This window comes from Pseudarthrobacter albicanus, assembly GCF_018224015.1.
Taxonomy (GTDB): Bacteria; Actinomycetota; Actinomycetes; order Actinomycetales; family Micrococcaceae; genus Arthrobacter; species Arthrobacter albicanus.
This window is the reverse complement of record NZ_JAGPOT010000021.1, coordinates 24,734-43,391: the sequence shown is the minus strand read 5'-3', so window position 1 is coordinate 43,391 and position 18,658 is coordinate 24,734. Positions and strand designations below refer to the sequence as shown.

Below are 18,658 nucleotides of genomic sequence, written 5' to 3'. Positions count from 1 at the left end.
CAGTCCCGCAGCACACCCGTTAGACTGGTGGCAACAGCTTTGACCCGGCCATCACCGGTGAGCTTCCGGAAGAACGCCTTCGCCACCAGGCGCGTGGGGGCCAGTAGAACCGGACGGGTAAGCCCGTCACAGCAGTAATGAGCGGCCGACGCCGGTGCTCTGTCCTCTCACAGGGGCCCGGCGACGGTAAGTGAGGTGGTACCGCGGTGCCGGCAACGTTGGACAGCAACAATGGACAACAGCGTACGGGCCGTCCTCGCATCCTGAAATTGTTCACCAGCTCAACCCAGGATGTCGAGATGACTTATTACCCGAAGGCCTCCGCCGCTCCCGTCGGCCCAGGCGCCACCACCTCTGCTTCCAACACGTCTGGTGTGTCGGCCTCCGTGAAGTTCCCGGAGATCGAAGAACGCATCCTCAAGTACTGGGACGAGGACGGCACCTTCCAGGCGAGCATCGACCAGCGCAGCCCCGACCTGCCCGGCGGGACACCCGGCAGCAACGAATTCGTGTTCTACGACGGGCCTCCCTTCGCCAACGGCCTCCCGCACTACGGCCACCTGCTGACCGGCTACGCCAAGGACCTCGTGGGCCGCTACCAGACCCAGCGCGGACACCGGGTGGAGCGCCGCTTCGGCTGGGACACCCACGGGCTGCCCGCCGAACTGGAAGCGATGAAGCAGCTCGGCATGACGGACAAGAAACAGATCGAGGCCATGGGCATCGACAAGTTCAATGACGCCTGCCGCTCCTCGGTGATGAAGTACGCCGGCGAATGGCAGGAATACGTCACCCGCCAGGCCCGCTGGGTGGACTTCGAAAACGACTACAAGACGCTCAACGTCGAATACATGGAATCCGTGCTGTGGGCCTTCAAGCAGCTGCACGAAAAGGGCCTGACGTACAACGGCTACCGCGTGCTGCCCTACTGCTGGAAGGACGAGACGCCGCTGTCCAACCATGAGCTGCGCATGGACGACGACGTCTACAAGAACCGCCAGGACCAGACCGTCACCGTCACGTTCCCCATCACGGCGGGGGAGTCGGAGCTGTCCCGGCAGCTCGCCGGCGTGCAGGCGCTCGCCTGGACCACCACGCCCTGGACGCTGCCCACCAACCTGGCGCTCGCCGTCGGGCCGTCCATCACGTATGCCGTGCTGCCTGCCGGACCCAACGGTGTGAAAGCTGCCGCCGCGGAGGCTCCCGTCACGGGCAGCTTCCTGCTCGCCGCGGACCTGCTGGGCTCCTACGCGAAGGACCTCGGCTACGGCGACGGCGCCGAGGGCGCCGCGGCTGCCGAGGCCGTCGTCGTGTCCACCCACACCGGCGCCGAGCTGGAAGGGCTGGGCTACGAGCCGCTCTGGGACTACCTCGACGACGCCGAGAAGTTCGGCACCGAAAACGCCTGGCGCTTCCTCGTGGCCGAGTACGTCACCACCACCGACGGCACCGGCATCGTCCACCAGGCGCCCGCCTACGGCGAGGATGACCAGAAGGTCTGCGAAGAGGCCGGCATCCCCGTGGTCCTGTCCATGGACGAGGGCGCGAAGTTCCTGCCGATGTTCGGCCACGGCCCGCTCGCCGGGATTGCCGGGCTGCAGGTGTTCGACGCGAACAAGCCGATCACCCAGGTCCTGCGCGCCGGCGGCCGTCTCGTCCGCCAGGCCAGCTACGAGCATAGCTACCCGCACTGCTGGCGCTGCCGGAACCCGCTGATCTACCGCGCGGTGTCCTCCTGGTACGTGGAGGTCACCAAGATCAAGGACCGCATGTCCGAGCTGAACCAGGAGATCAACTGGATCCCGGGCAACGTCAAGGACGGCCAGTTCGGCAAGTGGCTCGCCAACGCCCGCGACTGGTCCATCAGCCGCAACCGCTACTGGGGCAGCCCCATCCCGGTCTGGCAGTCCACCGACCCGGACTACCCGCGCACCGACGTCTACGGCTCCCTCGCCGAGATCGAGGCCGACTTCGGCCGGCTGCCGCTGAACAAGGACGGCCAGGTTGACCTGCACCGGCCCTTCATCGACGAGCTGACCCGGCCCAACCCGGACGACCCCCGCACCCCGGAGGACGGCCAGTCCGTCATGCGCCGCCTCGAGGACGTGCTGGACGTCTGGTTCGACTCCGGCTCCATGCCCTACGGCCAAGTCCACTACCCGTTCGAAAACGAGGCCTGGTTCGACACCCACAACCCGGCGGACTTCATCGTCGAGTACATCGGGCAGACCCGCGGCTGGTTCTACATGCTGCACATCCTGTCCACGGCGCTGTTTGACCGGCCGGCGTTCCGGAACGTCATCAGCCACGGCATCGTGCTGGGCTCGGACGGGCAGAAGATGTCCAAGAGCCTGCGCAACTACCCGGACGTCTCCGAGGTCCTGGACCGCGACGGCTCCGACGCGATGCGCTGGTTCCTGATGTCCAGCCCCATCCTGCGCGGCGGCAACCTCGTGGTCACCGAACAGGGAATCCGCGACGGCGTCCGCCAGGTCATCCTGCCGCTCTGGAACGTGTACAGCTTCTTCACGCTGTACACGAACGCGGCCGGCGCAGTCGGTGGACAAGCGTCCGGGTACGACGCGAAGCTGCGCTACGACGGCTACGCCGACACCCTGGACCAGTACCTCATGGCCAACACCGGCGACCTGGTCCGGAACATGACCGCCCAGCTGGACAGCTACGACATCTCCGGGGCCTGCGACGAACTGCGCGGCTACCTGGACATGCTCACCAACTGGTACGTGCGCCGCAGCCGGCAGCGCTTCTTCGACGAGAACGCGGACGCCTTCGACGCCCTCTACACGGCGCTGGAGACGGTCTGCCGGGTGGCGGCGTCGCTGCTGCCGCTGGTCTCCGAGGAGATCTGGCGCGGGCTCACCGGCGGACGCTCCGTGCACCTGGCCGACTGGCCGGAGGCTGAACTGTTCCCGGCCAATGCCGGGCTCGTCGAGGCGATGGACCGGGTCCAGCAGATCTGCTCCACCGGATCCTCGCTGCGCAAGGCTGCCAACCTCCGCGTGCGGCTGCCGCTGCAGGAACTCACCGTCGTGGCGCCCGGCGCGGACGCGCTGGCCGGGTTCGCCGCCGTCGTCAAGGATGAACTGAACCTGCGTTCGGTCCGCCTGCTCGACGCCGGGAGCGCCACCCCGGAGGAGTTCGGCATCGAACAAAAGCTCGTGGTCAACGCCCGGGCCGCCGGTCCGCGCCTGGGCAAGAACGTCCAGCAGGCCATCAAGGGTTCCAAGTCCGGCGACTGGTCCGTGGACGAGGCCGGCGTGGTGACCGCCGGCGGTCTCGAACTTGAGCCGCAGGAATACACCCTCGAGACCGTCGTGGCGGAAGCCGCCCCGGGAACCGGCGCAAGGGCAGCCGCCGTCCTGCCCGGCGGCGGGTTCGTAGTCCTCAACACCGAGGTCACGCCCGAACTCGAGGCCGAAGGCACGGCACGGGACCTGGTCCGCGCCATCCAGCAGGCCCGCAAGGACGCCGGACTCAACGTCAGCGACCGGATCCACACCACCGTCACCGCGGCGCCGGACACCATCGGTGCGCTGCTGGCCCACGCCGGGCTCGTGCAGACCGAGACCCTGACCGTCCGGCTGGACACCGTTCCGGCCGACGTCAAGGAACCGCAGATCACGGTCGAAAAAGTTCCGGCCGAACAATCCACCGCCGAAAAAGTAGAGGCCTGAGCCCATGACCGACGAATTCTCTGTAGAAAGCGTCTACGCCGAACTGCTGGGACGCGCCCCGGAAAACAAGATGGAGCCGAGGCTGGCCCCGCTGCGCCGGGCGATGGACATCCTGGGGGAGCCGCAGAAGGCCTACCCGATCATCCACATCACCGGCACCAACGGCAAGACCTCCACGGCCCGGATGATCGAGGCCGGCCTGCGCGCGCACGGGCTCAGCACCGGCCGGTACACGAGCCCGCACCTGTCCAAGGTCACGGAACGGATCAGCATCGACGGCGCCCCCGTATCGGATGCGACCTTCGTCCGGATCTGGGACGAGATCCGCCCGTACCTGGCCATCGTGGACGGCGAGCTCGAGGCCAGGGGCGAACCCCGGCTGACCTACTTCGAGTGCCTGACCATCCTCGGCTTCGCCGTCTTCGCGGACCAGCCGGTCAACGTGGCCGTCATCGAGGTGGGCCTGGGCGGCATCACCGACGCCACCAACGTCGGCGACGGCCAGGTCGCCGTCGTCACCCCGATCTCCCTGGACCACACCGACCTGCTGGGCGACACCACCGGGGACATCGCCCTCGAAAAGGCCGGCATCATCAAGCCCGGCGGCTTCCTGATCAGCGCCGCGCAGCCCGTGGACGCGGCGCAGGTGCTGCTGGAGAAGGCCAAGGAAACGCACGTCCCGTTCCGCTTCGAGGGCGTGGAGTTCGGCGTCGAATCCCGGACCGTCGCCGTCGGCGGCCAGATGGTCACCATCCAGGGCATCGCGGGCCGCTACGAGGGCCTCCTGGTGCCCCTGCACGGGGCGCACCAGGCCGAGAACGCCGCCGTCGCCATAGCGGCCCTGGAGGCCTTCTTCGGCGGCGAGAAGGCGCTCGACGCCGACATCCTGCAGGAGGCCTTCGCCTCCGTCACGTCCCCCGGGCGGCTCGAAGTGGTCCGCACCGCGCCCACCATCATCGTGGACGCGGCCCACAACCCCGAAGGCATCCGGGTCTCGGCCGAGGCCATCCACGAGGCGTTCAGCTTCACCAAACTCGTGGCCGTCGTCGGCGTCCTGCGCGAAAAGGACGCCGAGGAGATCCTCCGCCAGCTCAAGGAATCCCTGGGCGGCCTCGACGCGGACTACTGCTTCACCCAGTCCAATTCCCCCCGGGCGGTGCCGGCCGAGGACCTCGCCGAACTCGCGCTGGACCTGGGCTTCGGCGAGGACAACATCCACGTCGCCGAGAAGCTCGACGACGCCCTGGAATGGGCCGTGGAACGCGCCGAAGCCAACGAGGACCTCGCCGGCGGCGTGCTGGTCACCGGGTCCATCACGCTCGTCGCGGAAGCCCGGATCCTGCTCGGAAAGGCGGATGCCTAAGCGATGGCACGACTGACCAAGGCCCAGCGCGAATGGCGCCCGGGCATGCCCAAGAAGCGCCGCTCCACCAAGGTCATGTTTGCCTCCACGGTCCTGCTGCTGGAAGCCTTCGTGGTGCTGTTCGGCACCCTGGCCGTCTTCGGACTGCGGCGCGGCGAGATTTCACCGGTCCTGATCTTCACGGTCGGGATCGCCCTGTTCCTGGTGCTCGTGTTCACCTGCGCGGTCGTCTCCAGGCCCTGGGGCGTGGGACTGGGCTGGATCCTGCAGCTCGTGCTGATCCTCGCCGGAATCGTCGAGCCCACGATGTATGTGGTGGGAGTGCTCTTCGCGGCGGCCTGGTGGTATGGGATCAGGACCGGCATCCGGATCGACCGCGAGGCGGCTCGGCGCGAACGCGAGCAGGCCGCCTGGGACGCCGCCCATCCGGCGGGCCCGGAACCGGCGCCCGGTGCCGGCGCCCAGACCCCGTAACCGGAACCCGTAGACTTTGACCGAAACCCCACCCCGACACATTGGAGCAACTGTGAGCCTTGAGCGCACCCTCGTCCTGATCAAGCCCGACGGCGTCGCCCGCAACCTGACCGGCGCCATCCTTGGCCGGATCGAAGCCAAGGGCTACGCCCTGGCCGAGCTCAAGAAGGTCGACGCGAGCCGGGAACTGCTGGAGCAGCACTATGAGGAGCACCTCGGCAAGCCGTTCTACGAGCCGCTGGTCGAGTTTATGCTCAGCGGACCCGTCGTCGCGGCCGTCTACGAGGGAGACCGCGTGATCGAGGGCTTCCGCTCGCTCGCCGGCACCACGGACCCGACGACGGCGGCGCCCGGCACCATCCGCGGCGACTTCGGCCGCGACTGGGGCCTGAAGGTCCAGCAGAACCTGGTCCACGGCTCGGACTCGGTGGAATCCGCCGAGCGCGAGATCGGCATCTGGTTCTGACCTGCGTCCCCTTCCAGCGCGAACGGACACTTGAGGCCCCAAATCATGCCGATTTGGGGCCTCAAGTGTCCGTTCGGGCTCCTTGCAGGTGCCGGCTGTCAGTAGCCGGAGGTGCCGGCGAAGACCTGGATGAAGGCGAAGAAGATCGTCGCGATCACGGCAACGTAGAGCAGCGCCGTCAGGATCCAGCCGGAGTCGCCCAGGATCCGGGCCGCGCCGGCCGGCAGCGGGATCACGCCGTGGGACACGTTGCGGATGCTCACCCAGACAAACGTCGGAATCATGACAGCCCAGACAATCATGCAGAACGGGCACAGGATGTGGATGGAGTACAGGGCCTGGGACCAGAGCCACACCACGAAGGCGAATCCCAGGGTCACGCCCGCCTGCAGGCCCAGCCAGTACCAGCGGGCGAACGTGGCGCCGGCGAGGATGCCCATGGCCGTGGTGATGATGACGGCGAACGCGACGATCCCGATGAACATGTTGGGGAAGCCAAACAGCGAGCTCTGCCACGTTTGCATCACCTGGCCGCACGAAATCCACGGGTTCACGTCGCAGACGGTGACGTGAGTGGAGTCCTTGAGGACCTCGAGTTTCTCCAGCACCAGGGTTCCGGAGGCCAGCCAGCCGACGACGCCGGTCACCAGCAGGAGCCACGCGAACGGCCGGTCGCGGGTCATCGGGGGAAGGGGCCGCCGGGCGGTTGCCGGGCCGGGGCCCCGCTGCTGCACGGTCGCGTCGCCGGTTGCGCTGGAGATGCTGGGCATGGAATAACAGTCCTTTGCGTCGGTTGCAACTGGTCCGATTGTATCGCCGCAGGCTCGGCGTTGCCGGGGATGTGCCCCTGGGCCGGCCCGGCGGCGCCCCTGCGGTGCGCAGTTGGTGCGCGATACTGCCCGCGGCGCCGTGCTTACGCCTGCTTTGGCGGCTCTTGTGAGACAATGATCGTGGCTGGAACCCGATCCACATCCGGATTCCGGTCCGGCGACTTTGTTCCCAAGACCGCCAATGATGAGTAGGGAGCTACGGATCCTCAGATCCAGGCTATCCCGCAATTCCATTGGACGGCACCTGGTTGTGGCGTGTAGGTCAACGGGTTTCAGAACAATCTCGCCGGCCCTCCAGGGCTGCCGCACCCCTCTGCCGGTGCGAACCTGAGGGTATCCAATTGACTTCTGTCAATGCCTGCGGGTGTTGACGAATAATTGCCCCAACGGGTGCCGGATGTGGCGGCGCATCAGGGGCAGGAGTGTTGCCACATATGGATAATGACCAGGTTCTAGCCGTTAACGAAGAAGCAATCGTTACCGAAGAAACAGCAGAATCAGCTGCACCCGCGGCGCCCAAGCGCCCTATCAGGGCACGGCGCAAGGTCGCGCCGAAGGCCCAGCCGGCGGAGCCCGCGGAGGCGCCAGAGGCCGCCGGCACGGCCCCCGACGCCGAAGCCGCCGCGGAAGCTCCCGCCGGTTCCCCCGCAGCCGAACCCGCCGAAGCAGCGGCCACCGAGGTTAAAGCGAAGGCGCCGGCCCGGCGTACCCGCGCCCGCAAGCCGGCAGTGACGGCCGAGCCGTTGCCCTTTGCTGCGGAAACCGCCGCTGCGGAAACCGCCGTCGCGGCTGGGACCCAGCCCGCTGCGGAAACCGCCGTCGAGGCTTCCGTCATGGAAAAGCCCGTCCGACGCCGTGCCAGCCGCGCCAAGGCCGCCGCCCCCGCAGCCGGGGACACCGCCACCGCCGCCCCGGCAGCTGAGGCGATCCCCGCAGCAGACGCCCCCGCAGCAGACGTCCCCGCAGCCGGGGACGCCGCCGCCGTCGAACCGCCTGTGGAACCTGCCGCCGAAACCGTCACCGCGGCGGCCCCTGAAGCTCCCGCAGAAACCGCAGCAGAAGCCCCTGCCGAGAAGCTCTCCGCGGCCGCCTCGCTCTTCCTCGAGCCCGGCGCCGTCACCTCGATGATTTTCCAGGCCCCCGATCTGAGCGCCGCGGTCCGCCCGGCCCCGGTTGCCGCCGAGGCTGAGGAAGACGAAGAAGAGGGCGAGGACGCCAGCGGCCGCCGTCGGCGCCGCAGCCGGGGACGCCGCGGACGCACCCGCACCGAGAACGAACAGGGCGCCGACACCGAAACGGAAGGCTCCGCAGAGGAGACCGACGAAGGCGCCGAGGGCACCATGGACGACGGCGTGACCTCACGCCGCCGCCGTCGCCGCCGCCGCGGCGACCAGGACCTCGAACTGACCGGCGGGGGAGACGACGACCCGCCCAACACGGTGACCCGCGTCCGTGCACCCCGCGCCGCCAGCGAGGCGCCGGTCAACAACCGCGTCACGTCCCTCAAGGGCTCCACCCGCCTTGAGGCCAAGAAGCAGCGCCGCCGCGAATCCCGCGACACCGGCCGCCGCCGCACCGTCATCACCGAGGCCGAGTTCCTGGCTCGCCGCGAATCCGTGGACCGCCAGATGATCGTCCGCCAGCGCGACGACAGAATCCAGATCGGCGTCCTCGAAGACGGCGTCCTGGCCGAGCACTTCGTCTCCAAGACCCAGCAGGATTCCCTGATCGGCAACGTCTACCTGGGCAAGGTCCAGAACGTGCTGCCCTCCATGGAAGCCGCCTTCGTTGACATCGGACGCGGCCGCAACGCCGTGCTCTACGCCGGCGAAGTCAACTGGGAATCCGTCAACCTCGAGGGCAAGCAGCGCCGGATCGAGAACGCGCTGAAGTCCGGCGACTCCGTGCTGGTCCAGGTCACCAAGGACCCGGTCGGCCACAAGGGCGCCCGCCTCACCAGCCAGATCTCGCTGCCCGGCCGCTACCTCGTGTACGTGCCCGGCGGTTCCATGACCGGGATCTCCCGCAAGCTGCCCGACGTCGAACGCAACCGCCTCAAGCGGATCCTCAAGGACCGCCTGCCGGAAGACGCCGGCGTGATCGTCCGCACCGCCGCCGAGGGTGCTTCCGAGGAAGAGCTCACGCACGACATCAACCGCCTGCGCGCCCAGTGGGAAGGCATCGAAAGCCAGTCCACGTCCACCAAGATCCTCGCCCCCGAGCTGCTCTACGGCGAACCGGACCTGACCATCAAGGTGGTCCGTGACGTCTTCAACGAGGACTTCTCCAAGCTGATCGTCTCCGGCGAGGAAGCCTGGGACACCATCGAGGCCTACGTCACCTACGTGGCGCCGGACCTGGTGGGCCGGCTCGAGAAGTGGACCAAGGACACGGACATCTTCGCGGCCTGGCGCATCGACGAGCAGATCCACAAGGCGCTGGACCGCAAGGTGTTCCTGCCTTCCGGCGGCTCCCTCGTGATCGACCGCACCGAAGCCATGACCGTGGTGGACGTCAACACCGGCAAATTCACCGGCAGCGGCGGAAACCTCGAGGAGACCGTTACCAAGAACAACCTGGAAGCGGCCGAGGAAGTCGTCCGGCAGCTCCGGCTCCGCGACATCGGCGGCATCATCGTGATCGACTTCATCGACATGGTGCTCGAATCGAACCGCGACCTCGTGCTGCGCCGCATGGTGGAGTGCCTGGGCCGGGACCGCACCAAGCACCAGGTGGCCGAGGTGACCTCGCTGGGGCTCGTGCAGATGACCCGCAAGCGGATGGGCACCGGGCTGCTGGAGGTCTTCGGCGAACAGTGCGAGGCCTGCGCGGGCCGGGGCATCGTCACCCACGACGAGCCCGTCGAACACCGCCGGGCCAACACCGTCGCCGCGGAGCACTACGTGCCGCGGGCCGAAGCCCAGCCAGCGGCACGGACCGAGCGCAAGGGCCGCCGCCGCGGAAAGAGCGGACAGGCCCTGGAGCCTGCCCTGTCCGCGCCGGCGCACCCCGAGCCGACCGAGGAGGAGCGCCACGCCAAGGCGGAGGCAACACGTGCCGCACTGGCGAACATCGCCGCCGCGGCGCACGCCGCCCACCTGCACGACGGGGAAACCGCCGAGGCCGGAACCCGCCAGCGCGACGCCGGGACGCGCCAGGCGGCCGTTGAGCCAGGCGCGGAGGGGACCGGGAAGGAAGAAGCGTCCGCCGGACGTCCGGCCGCCGTGCTGACCTTCGGCGGCGAGCAGGTTGCCCTGCCGTTCGTGGAGCACGCCGGGGAGGTAAAGGCTCCCGCTTTCACGCTGGACCTGCTGACCGAGGCCTTCGCCCACCTGAGCGAAGGCGGCGAAGCCCGGCCGGCCGCCGCTCGGCTCGACGCCGTCCCGCAGGAGGCCGCCCGGCTCGACGCCGCCCCGCAGGCCGCCGCCCGGCACGATGAAGACCAGGTCCGGGAAGCCGGGGCCACCACGTCCCGTGCCCGCCGCGGTCGCCGGAACCGGAGCGCCAGCCGCGCCCAGGGTGCTGCCAACGTGACGTCCATTGAACACCGCGAGGCAACTGAACACCGCGAGGCAACCCGGCCCGCCGCAGCCGGAGCCGTCCACGAGGCCAAGGTCCCGGCCGCAGCAACGCCGGCGGCCAGGCCCGCGGCGGCCAACGAGCCGATCATCCTCGGCGTCGGCGTGCCGGCGTCGGAGCTGTAGGCCTCCAGCAACTGCCTGAACCGCGGGTGCGGCCCGGGAGCGGCGTAGCAATACGCCGCTCCCGGGCCGCACCCGTGCGGTCGTTAAGGGATGCGGCTAGGCTGGGGGACTGACACGGGGTGCCGCGCATCGGGCCGGCTGAGATCCAGACCCGTTGAACCTGTCCGGTTAGCACCGGCGAAGGGATGTCCGTCTTGTCCTCACCAAGTCTTCAGTCTGAATTTCTGCCGTACCGGCCGCGCACGTCCGCGCCGCCCCGGATTCCCCGCGTGCTGGCCATTGCCGGCTCCGATCCCTCCGGCGGGGCCGGGATCCAGGCCGACCTGAAAAGCATCGCCGCGAACGGCGGCTACGGCATGGCGGCCATCACCGCCCTGACCGCGCAGAACACCCGGGGCGTCCGGGCGGTGCACGTCCCCCCGGCGGAATTCCTCACCGCGCAGCTGGAGGCGGTCAGCGACGACATCGCCATCGACGCCGTCAAGATCGGCATGCTGGGGGACGCGGCCGTGATCGACGCCGTCCGCAGCTGGCTCGAGAAGGTGCGCCCCGGCGTCGTGGTGCTTGATCCGGTGATGGTGGCCACGAGCGGGGACCGGCTCCTGCGGGAGTCCGCCGAGACGGCCCTGCACACCCTGCTGCCGCTGGCGGACCTGATCACCCCCAACCTCGCCGAACTGGCGATCCTGCTCCGGGAGCCCGTCGCCGCGGACTGGGCGGAGGCCTTGGCGCAGGGCAAACGGCTCGCCGCGCTGGCGGGTACCACGGTGCTGGTGAAGGGCGGCCACCTCAACGACGCCGACGCCCTCAACGACGGCGACAACGACGGCGGGGCCGACGCCGGCGGCTGTCCCGACGCGCTCGTCAACACGGGCGGACTGCTGGGCCGGGAGACCGTGGTGGTGCCCGGGGAGCGCATTCCGACCCGCAACAGCCACGGCACCGGATGCTCCCTGTCCTCCGCGATGGCCACCGTGCAGGCCCGGGTGGGGGACTGGGAGGCCGCCCTCCGGGAGGTCAAGCCGTGGCTGCAGGGGGCGCTGCGGGAGTCGGGGAGCCTCGACGTCGGATCCGGCAACGGCCCCGTCCATCACTTCCACCACCTGCCCCATCCCGGCCCGGCCGGGCTGCACCCCGGCACCCCGGCCCCGGCGGAAGGCGAGTTTGCCATGGCGGTCTGGGAAGGGGCTGCGGCGGACCTCGAGGCGATCTACGGCCTCGCGTTCATCCGCGGCCTGGCAGGGGGCACCCTGCCGGAAAAGGACTTCGCCTACTACCTCGCGCAGGACGCCATCTATCTCAACGGCTACTCCCGGGTGCTGGCCCGGGCGTCGGCCCTCGCGCCGTCGGAAGCCGAACAGCTCTTCTGGGCCCGCGGCGCGCAGAACTGCCTCGAAGTCGAATCGGAGCTGCACCGCACGTGGCTGGCCACCCGCCCCGCCGGCCAGGAACTGGGCCCCGTCACCAAGTCCTACGTGGACCATCTGCTGGCCGCCTCGGTCTCCGGCAGCTACGGGGTGCTGGTGGCCGCGGTCCTGCCGTGCTTCTGGCTCTACGCCGAGGTCGGTGCCACGCTGCACGGGGAGTTCCTCGCCGCGGGAGCCCCGGCAGGGCACCCCTACGCGGCCTGGCTGCGCACCTACGCGGACGAGGAGTTTGCCGCCGCGACCCGGCAGGCGGTCGCCTACACCGATGCGGCGGCGCGGCGGGCCCCGGACAGCGAACGGCAGGCCATGGCACTGGCCTTCCGGCAGTCATCGCGCTACGAGGTCGATTTCTTCGACGCGCCGCGGCTGCACGCCTGACCCGGCGGGGACCGGGGAGCCTGTACGATGGTCGGGCACGGTTCCGGAGGTTCTATCGGCAACCCCCTGGCCAAGGCCAGTGGCGCCCAGCACGAACCATCCACCGGAACCAGCCTCATTTGCGGCCGAAGGCAAAATTAGCGTAGTCTGGATCTTCGGTGCTTACGCCAACACTTGGGTTATGACCTCAAGGGCAGTCCCCGCGGTATTCCAATCAGTGAATTCGCGTCGGTATTGTCCACGGAATAGCTCATGGGTTCCCCCGGGGAATCCACCGGCGTAGAGGCACAGCGTGAGCCGGTCCAAACAATTTGGCCCCAGGTTCCGCACGCAAATCTAGTAATAAACGTCGAGAGAAGTGAGTTCCACAGTGGTGTACGCGATTGTCCGCGCAGGCGGCCGGCAAGAGAAGGTTTCCGTTGGAGACTTCGTTACCCTGAACCGCGTCCCCGGTGGAGCCGGCAGCACCTTTGAGCTGCCTGCACTGCTCCTGGTAGACGGTGACAAGGTCACGTCCGCTGCCGCGGACCTGGCCAAGGTAACGGTTACGGCTGAGATCCTCGAAGACCTCCGTGGTCCGAAGATCGTCATCCAGAAGTTCAAGAACAAGACCGGCTACAAGAAGCGCCAGGGTCACCGTCAGGAATTGACCAAGGTCAAGATCACCGGTATCAAGTAACTAACCGTTACTGTTCAGGTTTTCCGCAGATTCCCCAGAATTTTTAAGGCAGGCATTTCAAATGGCACATAAAAAAGGCGCGAGTTCCACTCGCAACGGTCGTGACTCCAACGCCCAGTACCTCGGCGTCAAGCGCTTCGGCGGCCAGGTAGTTTCCGCCGGCGAGATCATCGTCCGCCAGCGCGGCACGCACTTCCACCCGGGCGCCGGCGTCGGCCGCGGCGGGGACGACACCCTGTTCGCCCTGGCCCCCGGGGCCGTCGAGTTCGGCACCCGCCGTGGTCGTCGCGTTGTGAACATCGTGGCTGCTGCAGCTGCAGAGTAATACCAAGTTCTGAATCGGTGGGGCGGGCCATTAGGTCCGCTCCACCGGTGTTTTAACCGCATTACAATCATCTTGGGCCCCTTTGTGGACCTGAGGAACAGCACTGAGGAGATCCACGTGGCGAGCTTTGTAGACCGGGTAGTACTGCACGTATCCGGCGGTACCGGCGGCCACGGCTGTGTCTCCGTCCACCGGGAGAAGTTCAAGCCCCTCGGCGGACCCGACGGCGGCAACGGCGGCAACGGCGGCGACGTCATCCTGCGGGTCGACCCGCAGACCACCACCCTGCTCGACTACCACCATGCCCCGCACCGCCACGCCACCAACGGCGGCCCCGGCATGGGCGACTGGCGCGGCGGCAAGAGCGGCGAAACCCTGATCCTTCCGGTCCCCGAGGGCACCGTGGTCAAGTCCAAGGACGGGCAGGTCCTGGCCGACCTCGTGGGCGAAGGCACGGAATTCATTGCCGCAGCCGGCGGCATCGGCGGCCTCGGCAACGCCTCGCTGTCCTCGCAGAAGCGCCGCGCCCCCGGCTTCGCCCTGCTCGGCATCGAAGGCGACTCCAGCGACATCGTGCTGGAATTGAAGTCCATCGCGGACATCGCCCTCGTGGGATTCCCCTCGGCCGGCAAGTCCAGCCTCATCGCCGCGATGTCCGCCGCGCGCCCCAAGATCGCGGACTACCCGTTCACCACGCTGATCCCGAACCTGGGCGTCGTCCAGGCCGGCGAAGTACGCTTCACCATCGCCGACGTCCCGGGCCTGATCGAGGGCGCCAGCGAGGGCAAGGGCCTCGGCCACCACTTCCTGCGCCACGTCGAGCGCTGCGCCGCCCTGGTGCACGTCCTGGACTGCGGCACGCTCGAATCGGACCGTGACCCGCTCTCCGACCTGGCCATCATCGAGGCCGAGCTTGAGAAGTACGCGGTGGACATGAGCTACAGCGGAACCGACGGCGAAGTCGTGCCGCTGAACCACCGCCCCCGACTGGTCGCCCTGAACAAGGTGGACCTGCCGGACGGCAAGGACATGGCCGGGTTCGTCCGCCCGGAACTGGAATCCCGCGGCTACAAGGTCTTTGAAGTCTCCGCCACGAGCCACGAAGGCCTCCGCCAGCTCGGCTTCGCCATGGGTGAGATCGTCAAGGCAGCCCGCGACGCCGTCGCCGCCGCACCGCCCAAGGTGCACGCGCCGGTGCTGAAGCCCCGCGCCGTCAACGAATCCGGCTTCCTGATCCGCCGCGAAGAGAAGAACCTGGAGCCGCTGTTCCGCGTCATCGGTGACAAGCCGGTGCGCTGGGTCAAGCAGACCGACTTCACCAACGAGGAAGCGATCGGCTACCTCGCGGACCGCCTCGCCAAGCTCGGCGTCGAAAACGAACTGTTCAAGAAGGGCGCCACGCCGGGCGACATGGTCGTGATCGGCGAGGACGACGGCGTCGTCTTCGACTGGGAGCCGACCATGATGGCCGGCGCCGAGCTGCTGGCCGCCCCGCGCGGCACCGACGTCCGCTTCGCCGATATCGGCGACCGCCCCACCCGCGGGCAGAAGCGCGACGAGCAGGTCGAGCGCCGCGAGGCCAAGGCCGCCGCCCGCGCGGAGCTCGAAGCCGAACGCAAGGCCGGCATCTGGACCGAATCCGTCAGCGGACGCCGGGCCGCCAAGCCGCTCAAGGAGAGTGGACTGGCCGCCGACGATGAGGAGTGAGACCGCAGAAGTGACTGAAAATTCCGCAATATTCATCGAGGAACCGAAGATCGACGATCGCAGGGTGCTCGCCCGGGCCCGCCGGATTGTGGTCAAGGTCGGATCGTCATCGCTCACCAGCATCAAGGGCGGGATTTCGGAAGAGGCCCTCACCGGGCTTTCGGATGCCCTGGCGGCGAAGGCGATCGCCGGCACGGAGATCATCCTCGTGTCCTCGGGAGCCATCTCGGCAGGGCTGGCCCCCCTGGGCCTGATGAAGCGGCCGCGTGACCTCGCCACCCAGCAGGCCGCCGCCAGTGTGGGGCAGGGACTGCTCATGGCCCGCTACACCCAGGCGTTCGGGGCCCACGGCGTCACCGTCAGCCAGGTTCTGCTGACCGCTGATGACCTGATGCGGCGCAGCCACCATGCGAACGCATTCCGTGCCCTGAACCGGCTGCTCAACCTCGGCGTCGTGCCGGTGGTCAATGAGAACGACACTGTGGCCACGCACAAGATCCGCTTCGGCGACAACGACAGACTCTCAGCCCTCGTGGCGCATCTGGTCCGGGCCGACGCCCTGGTGCTGCTCTCGGATGTCGACTCGCTGTACGACGGCCCGCCAGCCAAGGGCGCCAAGCGCATTCCGCAGGTGGATGGCCCCGAGGATCTCGAGGGCGTGTCCATCGGCAAGCCGGGCAAGGCAGGCGTGGGCACCGGCGGGATGCAGACCAAGGTCGAGGCGGCCACCATGGCTGCCGATTCCGGCATCCCGGCCCTGGTCACCTCAACAGCCAACGCCGCAGCCGCCCTGGCGGGTGAGGACGTGGGGACCTGGTTCACCGTCAACGGCGGCCGCAAATCCGTACGGATGATGTGGCTCGCCCACCTGGCGCACGTCCAGGGCCGGCTCTTCCTCGACGACGGCGCCGTGCGGGCAGTGCGGGACAATCACACCTCGCTGCTCCCCGCCGGAATATCATCAGTGGAGGGAACCTTTGAAGCCGGTGACGCCGTGGAGATGGTGTCCGGTGACGGCACGGTGATCGCCCGCGGGCTGGTCAACTATTCCGCCGCGGAACTGCCGCAGATGCTGGGCCGCTCCACCGTGGAACTCGGCGAGTCCCTGGGCCGTGGGTTCGACCGTGAGGTTGTTCATGTGGACGACCTGGTGCTGGTCTGAGCGGTCCACTCGCCTAGACTTGAAGGATGACTGAGGCAATAGTTCACCAGGCCGCTGGCAATTCCGACGATTCTACGCAGCTTCCTCCCGCGGCGGAGCAGGGGAACATCTCCACTCCGGCGGAGGTTGAAACGGCCGTCCACGCCATCGCCGACCGCTCCCGCCACGCCGCCCGCAGGATGGCGCGCGCCAACCGTGCGTGGAAGGACCTCGGCCTGCGCGCCATCAGCGCCGCGCTGCTCGAGAGCAAGAGCCAGATCCTGGCCGCCAACGCCAGGGACGTCGCCGCCGGCCGGGCCAACGGCACCAGCGCGGCCCTGCTGGACCGGCTGACCCTCACTGGCAGCCGGATCGATGCGCTGGCCGCCGCCATGGAAAACCTGGCCACCCTGCCCGATCCGGTCGGCAACGTGGTCCGCGGCCAGACGCTGCCCAACGGCCTGCGCCTGCGCCAGATCAACGTGCCGATGGGCGTCGTGGCGGCCATCTACGAGGCCCGGCCGAACGTCACCGTGGATATCGCCGGGCTCGCCCTCAAGAGCGGCAACGCCGTGATCCTGCGCGGGGGCACCGCTGCCGCAGCCACCAACGCCGCCCTCGTCACAATCCTCCGCGACGCCCTGGAATCGGCAGGGCTGCCGGCCGACGCCGTCCAGAGCGTGGACCAGTACGGCCGCGAAGGTGCCAACGCGCTCATGCGCGCCCGCGGCCGGGTGGACGTCCTCATTCCCCGGGGCGGCCGCGAACTGATCCAGTCCGTCGTCACCAACGCCTCCGTTCCGGTCATCGAGACCGGCGAAGGCAACGTGCACATCTACCTGGACGCCTCCGCCACCGAGGAAATGGCCGTGGACATCCTGCTCAACGCCAAGACCCAGCGGCCCAGCGTGTGCAACGCGGTGGAGACGCTACTCGTGCACTCCTCGTCCACCGTGCTGCCCGCCGTCGCCGCGGCCCTCCGCGCGGCCGGCGTCAGGCTGCACGCGGACGAGCGGATCCGCGCCGCCCTCCCGGCGTCGATCGACTCCGTGCCCGCCACCGAGGAGGACTGGGCCATGGAATACATGGACCTGGACCTTGCCGTGGCCATGGTGGACAGCCTGGATGACGCCGTCAAGCACATCCGGACCTGGTCCACCGGGCACACCGAGGCCATCCTGACCAACGACCTCGCCAACGCCGAGCGCTTCATCGCGGAGGTCGATTCGGCCGCGGTGATCGTGAACGCCTCCACCCGGTTCACCGACGGCGGCGAGCTGGGCCTCGGCGCCGAGGTGGGGATCTCCACCCAGAAGCTGCACGCCCGCGGGCCCATGGGACTCACCGAGCTGACCACCACGAAGTGGATTGTGCAGGGCGAGGGCCAGATCAGGGGCTAGCAACGCTGTAACATGGAACGGAAGAACGGACGGCAGGGACATCCGCCGTCGTCACATCCTGAACTCAACTAGGGGAGAACATGCTGTTGCAGCAGATCGCCACATTCGTCGCCGCCGCCGGCGAATCCGGGCATGAGGAACTGGCACCGCTGATTGCACCGCCGTTTGTCATTGGCGCCTCGATGTTCGCGGTCCTGCTCGTCATGATGTTCATCACCCTGTCCTACTCAAACCTGGGCAGGCGCCACGAGGCCGCCGATGAGCATGCGGATCCGCACCGCCAGCACCCCAACAAGCACGATCACGGGCAGGGCCACTAATATTTCCGCCACCATGAAGCAGAGCGGCGCCACGCGCCGCCTGCGCCTGGGCGTGATGGGCGGAACTTTCGATCCGATCCACCACGGCCACCTTGTCGCGGCCAGCGAGGTCGCGTCCAAGTTCGGCCTGGACGAAGTGGTGTTCGTGCCCACCGGCCAGCCCTGGCAGAAGTCAAGCAGGAAGGTCAGCGAGGCCGAGCACCGGTACCTCATGACTGTCATCGCGACGGCCTCGAACCCGCGCTTCACCGTCAGCAGGGTAGACGTGGACCGGCCGGGGCCCACGTACACGATCGACACGCTGCGTGACCTGCGCACCCTGCGCCCGGACGCCGACCTCTTCTTCATCACCGGCGCGGACGCGATGGCCCAGATTCTTTCCTGGAAAGACATCGACGAGCTGTGGTCGCTGGCGCACTTCGTGGGCGTGACCAGGCCGGGCCACGTGCTGGACGGCATGGGCCGGAAGGACGTCAGCCTGCTGGAGGTCCCGGCCATGGCCATCTCATCGACGGACTGCCGTGCCCGGGTGGCGGCCGGAAACCCTGTCTGGTATCTCGTGCCCGACGGCGTGGTGCAGTACATCGCCAAGTATGGCCTTTACGAAGGCCGGGCCGACGCCGCGAGCGGCGCTGCTGGGCACTTTCCTGCGGAGCATATTCCTGCGGAGGGCGAAGCTGCGGGGATCGACGCGCGGCATGACCCGGCCATCGAGATAATCCAACCAGCCCGCACTGAATGAGTTTGCC

The 18,658-nt window shown here is 68.3% G+C and carries 14 protein-coding genes and 1 riboswitch; of the genes, 13 read left to right on the top strand and 1 reads right to left on the bottom strand.

Translation table 11 applies throughout. The features are described from left to right. The first annotated feature begins 299 nt into the window (after window positions 1–299). The 4 genes from ileS to ndk are packed head-to-tail and all read left to right on the top strand — an operon-like array spanning window position 300 to window position 5,998. Window positions 300–3,695: an isoleucine--tRNA ligase gene (ileS, locus tag J9611_RS06635; RefSeq protein WP_211878752.1), complete on the top strand. Its 3,396-nt coding sequence runs from the start codon at window positions 300–302 to the stop codon at window positions 3,693–3,695. A 4-nt stretch (window positions 3,696–3,699) separates the two neighbouring features. Continuing rightward, on the top strand, window positions 3,700–5,058 hold the full coding sequence (locus J9611_RS06630) for a bifunctional folylpolyglutamate synthase/dihydrofolate synthase (RefSeq protein ID WP_211878750.1): 1,359 nt from the start codon (window positions 3,700–3,702) through the stop codon (window positions 5,056–5,058). A gap of 3 nt (window positions 5,059–5,061) precedes the next feature. Next, window positions 5,062–5,532 carry a DUF4233 domain-containing protein gene (locus J9611_RS06625; RefSeq protein WP_211878748.1) on the top strand — a complete coding sequence of 157 codons (471 nt, stop codon included), beginning with the start codon at window positions 5,062–5,064 and terminating at the stop codon, window positions 5,530–5,532. Window positions 5,533–5,584: 52 nt separating this feature from the next. Next, window positions 5,585–5,998 (top strand): nucleoside-diphosphate kinase, encoded by a 414-nt coding sequence (ndk, locus tag J9611_RS06620; protein WP_211878746.1) that lies wholly within the window; start codon window positions 5,585–5,587, stop codon window positions 5,996–5,998. Between the two features lie 98 nt (window positions 5,999–6,096). On the opposite strand, the gene J9611_RS06615 is transcribed toward ndk, so the two are convergent. Further along, window positions 6,097–6,768, bottom strand: coding sequence for a vitamin K epoxide reductase family protein (locus J9611_RS06615; protein ID WP_211878744.1), 672 nt, complete (start codon window positions 6,766–6,768; stop codon window positions 6,097–6,099). Window positions 6,769–7,262: 494 nt separating this feature from the next. On the opposite strand from J9611_RS06615, the gene J9611_RS06610 reads away from it, so the two are divergent. From J9611_RS06610 to nadD, 9 genes are all read left to right on the top strand, one after another. Then, complete coding sequence (locus J9611_RS06610; RefSeq protein ID WP_211878742.1) at window positions 7,263–10,532, top strand: Rne/Rng family ribonuclease; 3,270 nt, start codon at window positions 7,263–7,265, stop codon at window positions 10,530–10,532. Window positions 10,533–10,637: 105 nt separating this feature from the next. Then, window positions 10,638–10,735, top strand: a riboswitch (TPP riboswitch). Continuing rightward, the gene (locus J9611_RS06605; RefSeq protein WP_246527461.1) at window positions 10,718–12,337 is read left to right on the top strand and encodes a bifunctional hydroxymethylpyrimidine kinase/phosphomethylpyrimidine kinase; all 1,620 of its coding nucleotides are present in this window, start codon (window positions 10,718–10,720) and stop codon (window positions 12,335–12,337) included. (Overlaps the previous riboswitch by 18 nt.) A gap of 370 nt (window positions 12,338–12,707) precedes the next feature. Then, window positions 12,708–13,016 (top strand): 50S ribosomal protein L21, encoded by a 309-nt coding sequence (gene rplU / locus J9611_RS06600; RefSeq protein ID WP_018773353.1) that lies wholly within the window; start codon window positions 12,708–12,710, stop codon window positions 13,014–13,016. A gap of 61 nt (window positions 13,017–13,077) precedes the next feature. Beyond that, window positions 13,078–13,341, top strand: a complete 264-nt coding sequence (rpmA, locus tag J9611_RS06595) for a 50S ribosomal protein L27 (RefSeq protein ID WP_069952019.1) — start codon at window positions 13,078–13,080, stop codon at window positions 13,339–13,341. 117 nt (window positions 13,342–13,458) lie between these two features. Further along, window positions 13,459–15,048 carry a GTPase ObgE gene (gene obgE / locus J9611_RS06590; RefSeq protein WP_211878741.1) on the top strand — a complete coding sequence of 530 codons (1,590 nt, stop codon included), beginning with the start codon at window positions 13,459–13,461 and terminating at the stop codon, window positions 15,046–15,048. A 10-nt stretch (window positions 15,049–15,058) separates the two neighbouring features. Continuing rightward, complete coding sequence (proB, locus tag J9611_RS06585) at window positions 15,059–16,210, top strand: glutamate 5-kinase (protein WP_211878740.1); 1,152 nt, start codon at window positions 15,059–15,061, stop codon at window positions 16,208–16,210. Between the two features lie 26 nt (window positions 16,211–16,236). Further along, entirely contained in the window at window positions 16,237–17,589 is a 1,353-nt protein-coding gene (locus J9611_RS06580) for a glutamate-5-semialdehyde dehydrogenase (RefSeq protein WP_211878738.1), read from the top strand. A gap of 80 nt (window positions 17,590–17,669) precedes the next feature. Then, window positions 17,670–17,909 (top strand): hypothetical protein, encoded by a 240-nt coding sequence (locus tag J9611_RS06575; RefSeq protein WP_211878736.1) that lies wholly within the window; start codon window positions 17,670–17,672, stop codon window positions 17,907–17,909. Between the two features lie 13 nt (window positions 17,910–17,922). Then, window positions 17,923–18,651: a nicotinate-nucleotide adenylyltransferase gene (gene nadD / locus J9611_RS06570; RefSeq protein ID WP_211878734.1), complete on the top strand. Its 729-nt coding sequence runs from the start codon at window positions 17,923–17,925 to the stop codon at window positions 18,649–18,651. Window positions 18,652–18,658 lie beyond the last annotated feature (7 nt).

Coding starts and splice junctions, on each gene's coding strand:
- J9611_RS06575 (WP_211878736.1), top strand. CDS start 17,670: ATGCTGTTGCAGCAGATCGCCACATTCGTCGCCGCCGCCGGCGAATCC.
- J9611_RS06615 (WP_211878744.1), bottom strand. CDS start 6,768: ATGCCCAGCATCTCCAGCGCAACCGGCGACGCGACCGTGCAGCAGCGG.
- nadD (WP_211878734.1), top strand. CDS start 17,923: ATGAAGCAGAGCGGCGCCACGCGCCGCCTGCGCCTGGGCGTGATGGGC.
- J9611_RS06625 (WP_211878748.1), top strand. CDS start 5,062: ATGGCACGACTGACCAAGGCCCAGCGCGAATGGCGCCCGGGCATGCCC.
- J9611_RS06610 (WP_211878742.1), top strand. CDS start 7,263: ATGGATAATGACCAGGTTCTAGCCGTTAACGAAGAAGCAATCGTTACC.
- ileS (WP_211878752.1), top strand. CDS start 300: ATGACTTATTACCCGAAGGCCTCCGCCGCTCCCGTCGGCCCAGGCGCC.
- J9611_RS06630 (WP_211878750.1), top strand. CDS start 3,700: ATGACCGACGAATTCTCTGTAGAAAGCGTCTACGCCGAACTGCTGGGA.
- J9611_RS06580 (WP_211878738.1), top strand. CDS start 16,237: ATGACTGAGGCAATAGTTCACCAGGCCGCTGGCAATTCCGACGATTCT.
- rpmA (WP_069952019.1), top strand. CDS start 13,078: ATGGCACATAAAAAAGGCGCGAGTTCCACTCGCAACGGTCGTGACTCC.
- J9611_RS06605 (WP_246527461.1), top strand. CDS start 10,718: ATGTCCGTCTTGTCCTCACCAAGTCTTCAGTCTGAATTTCTGCCGTAC.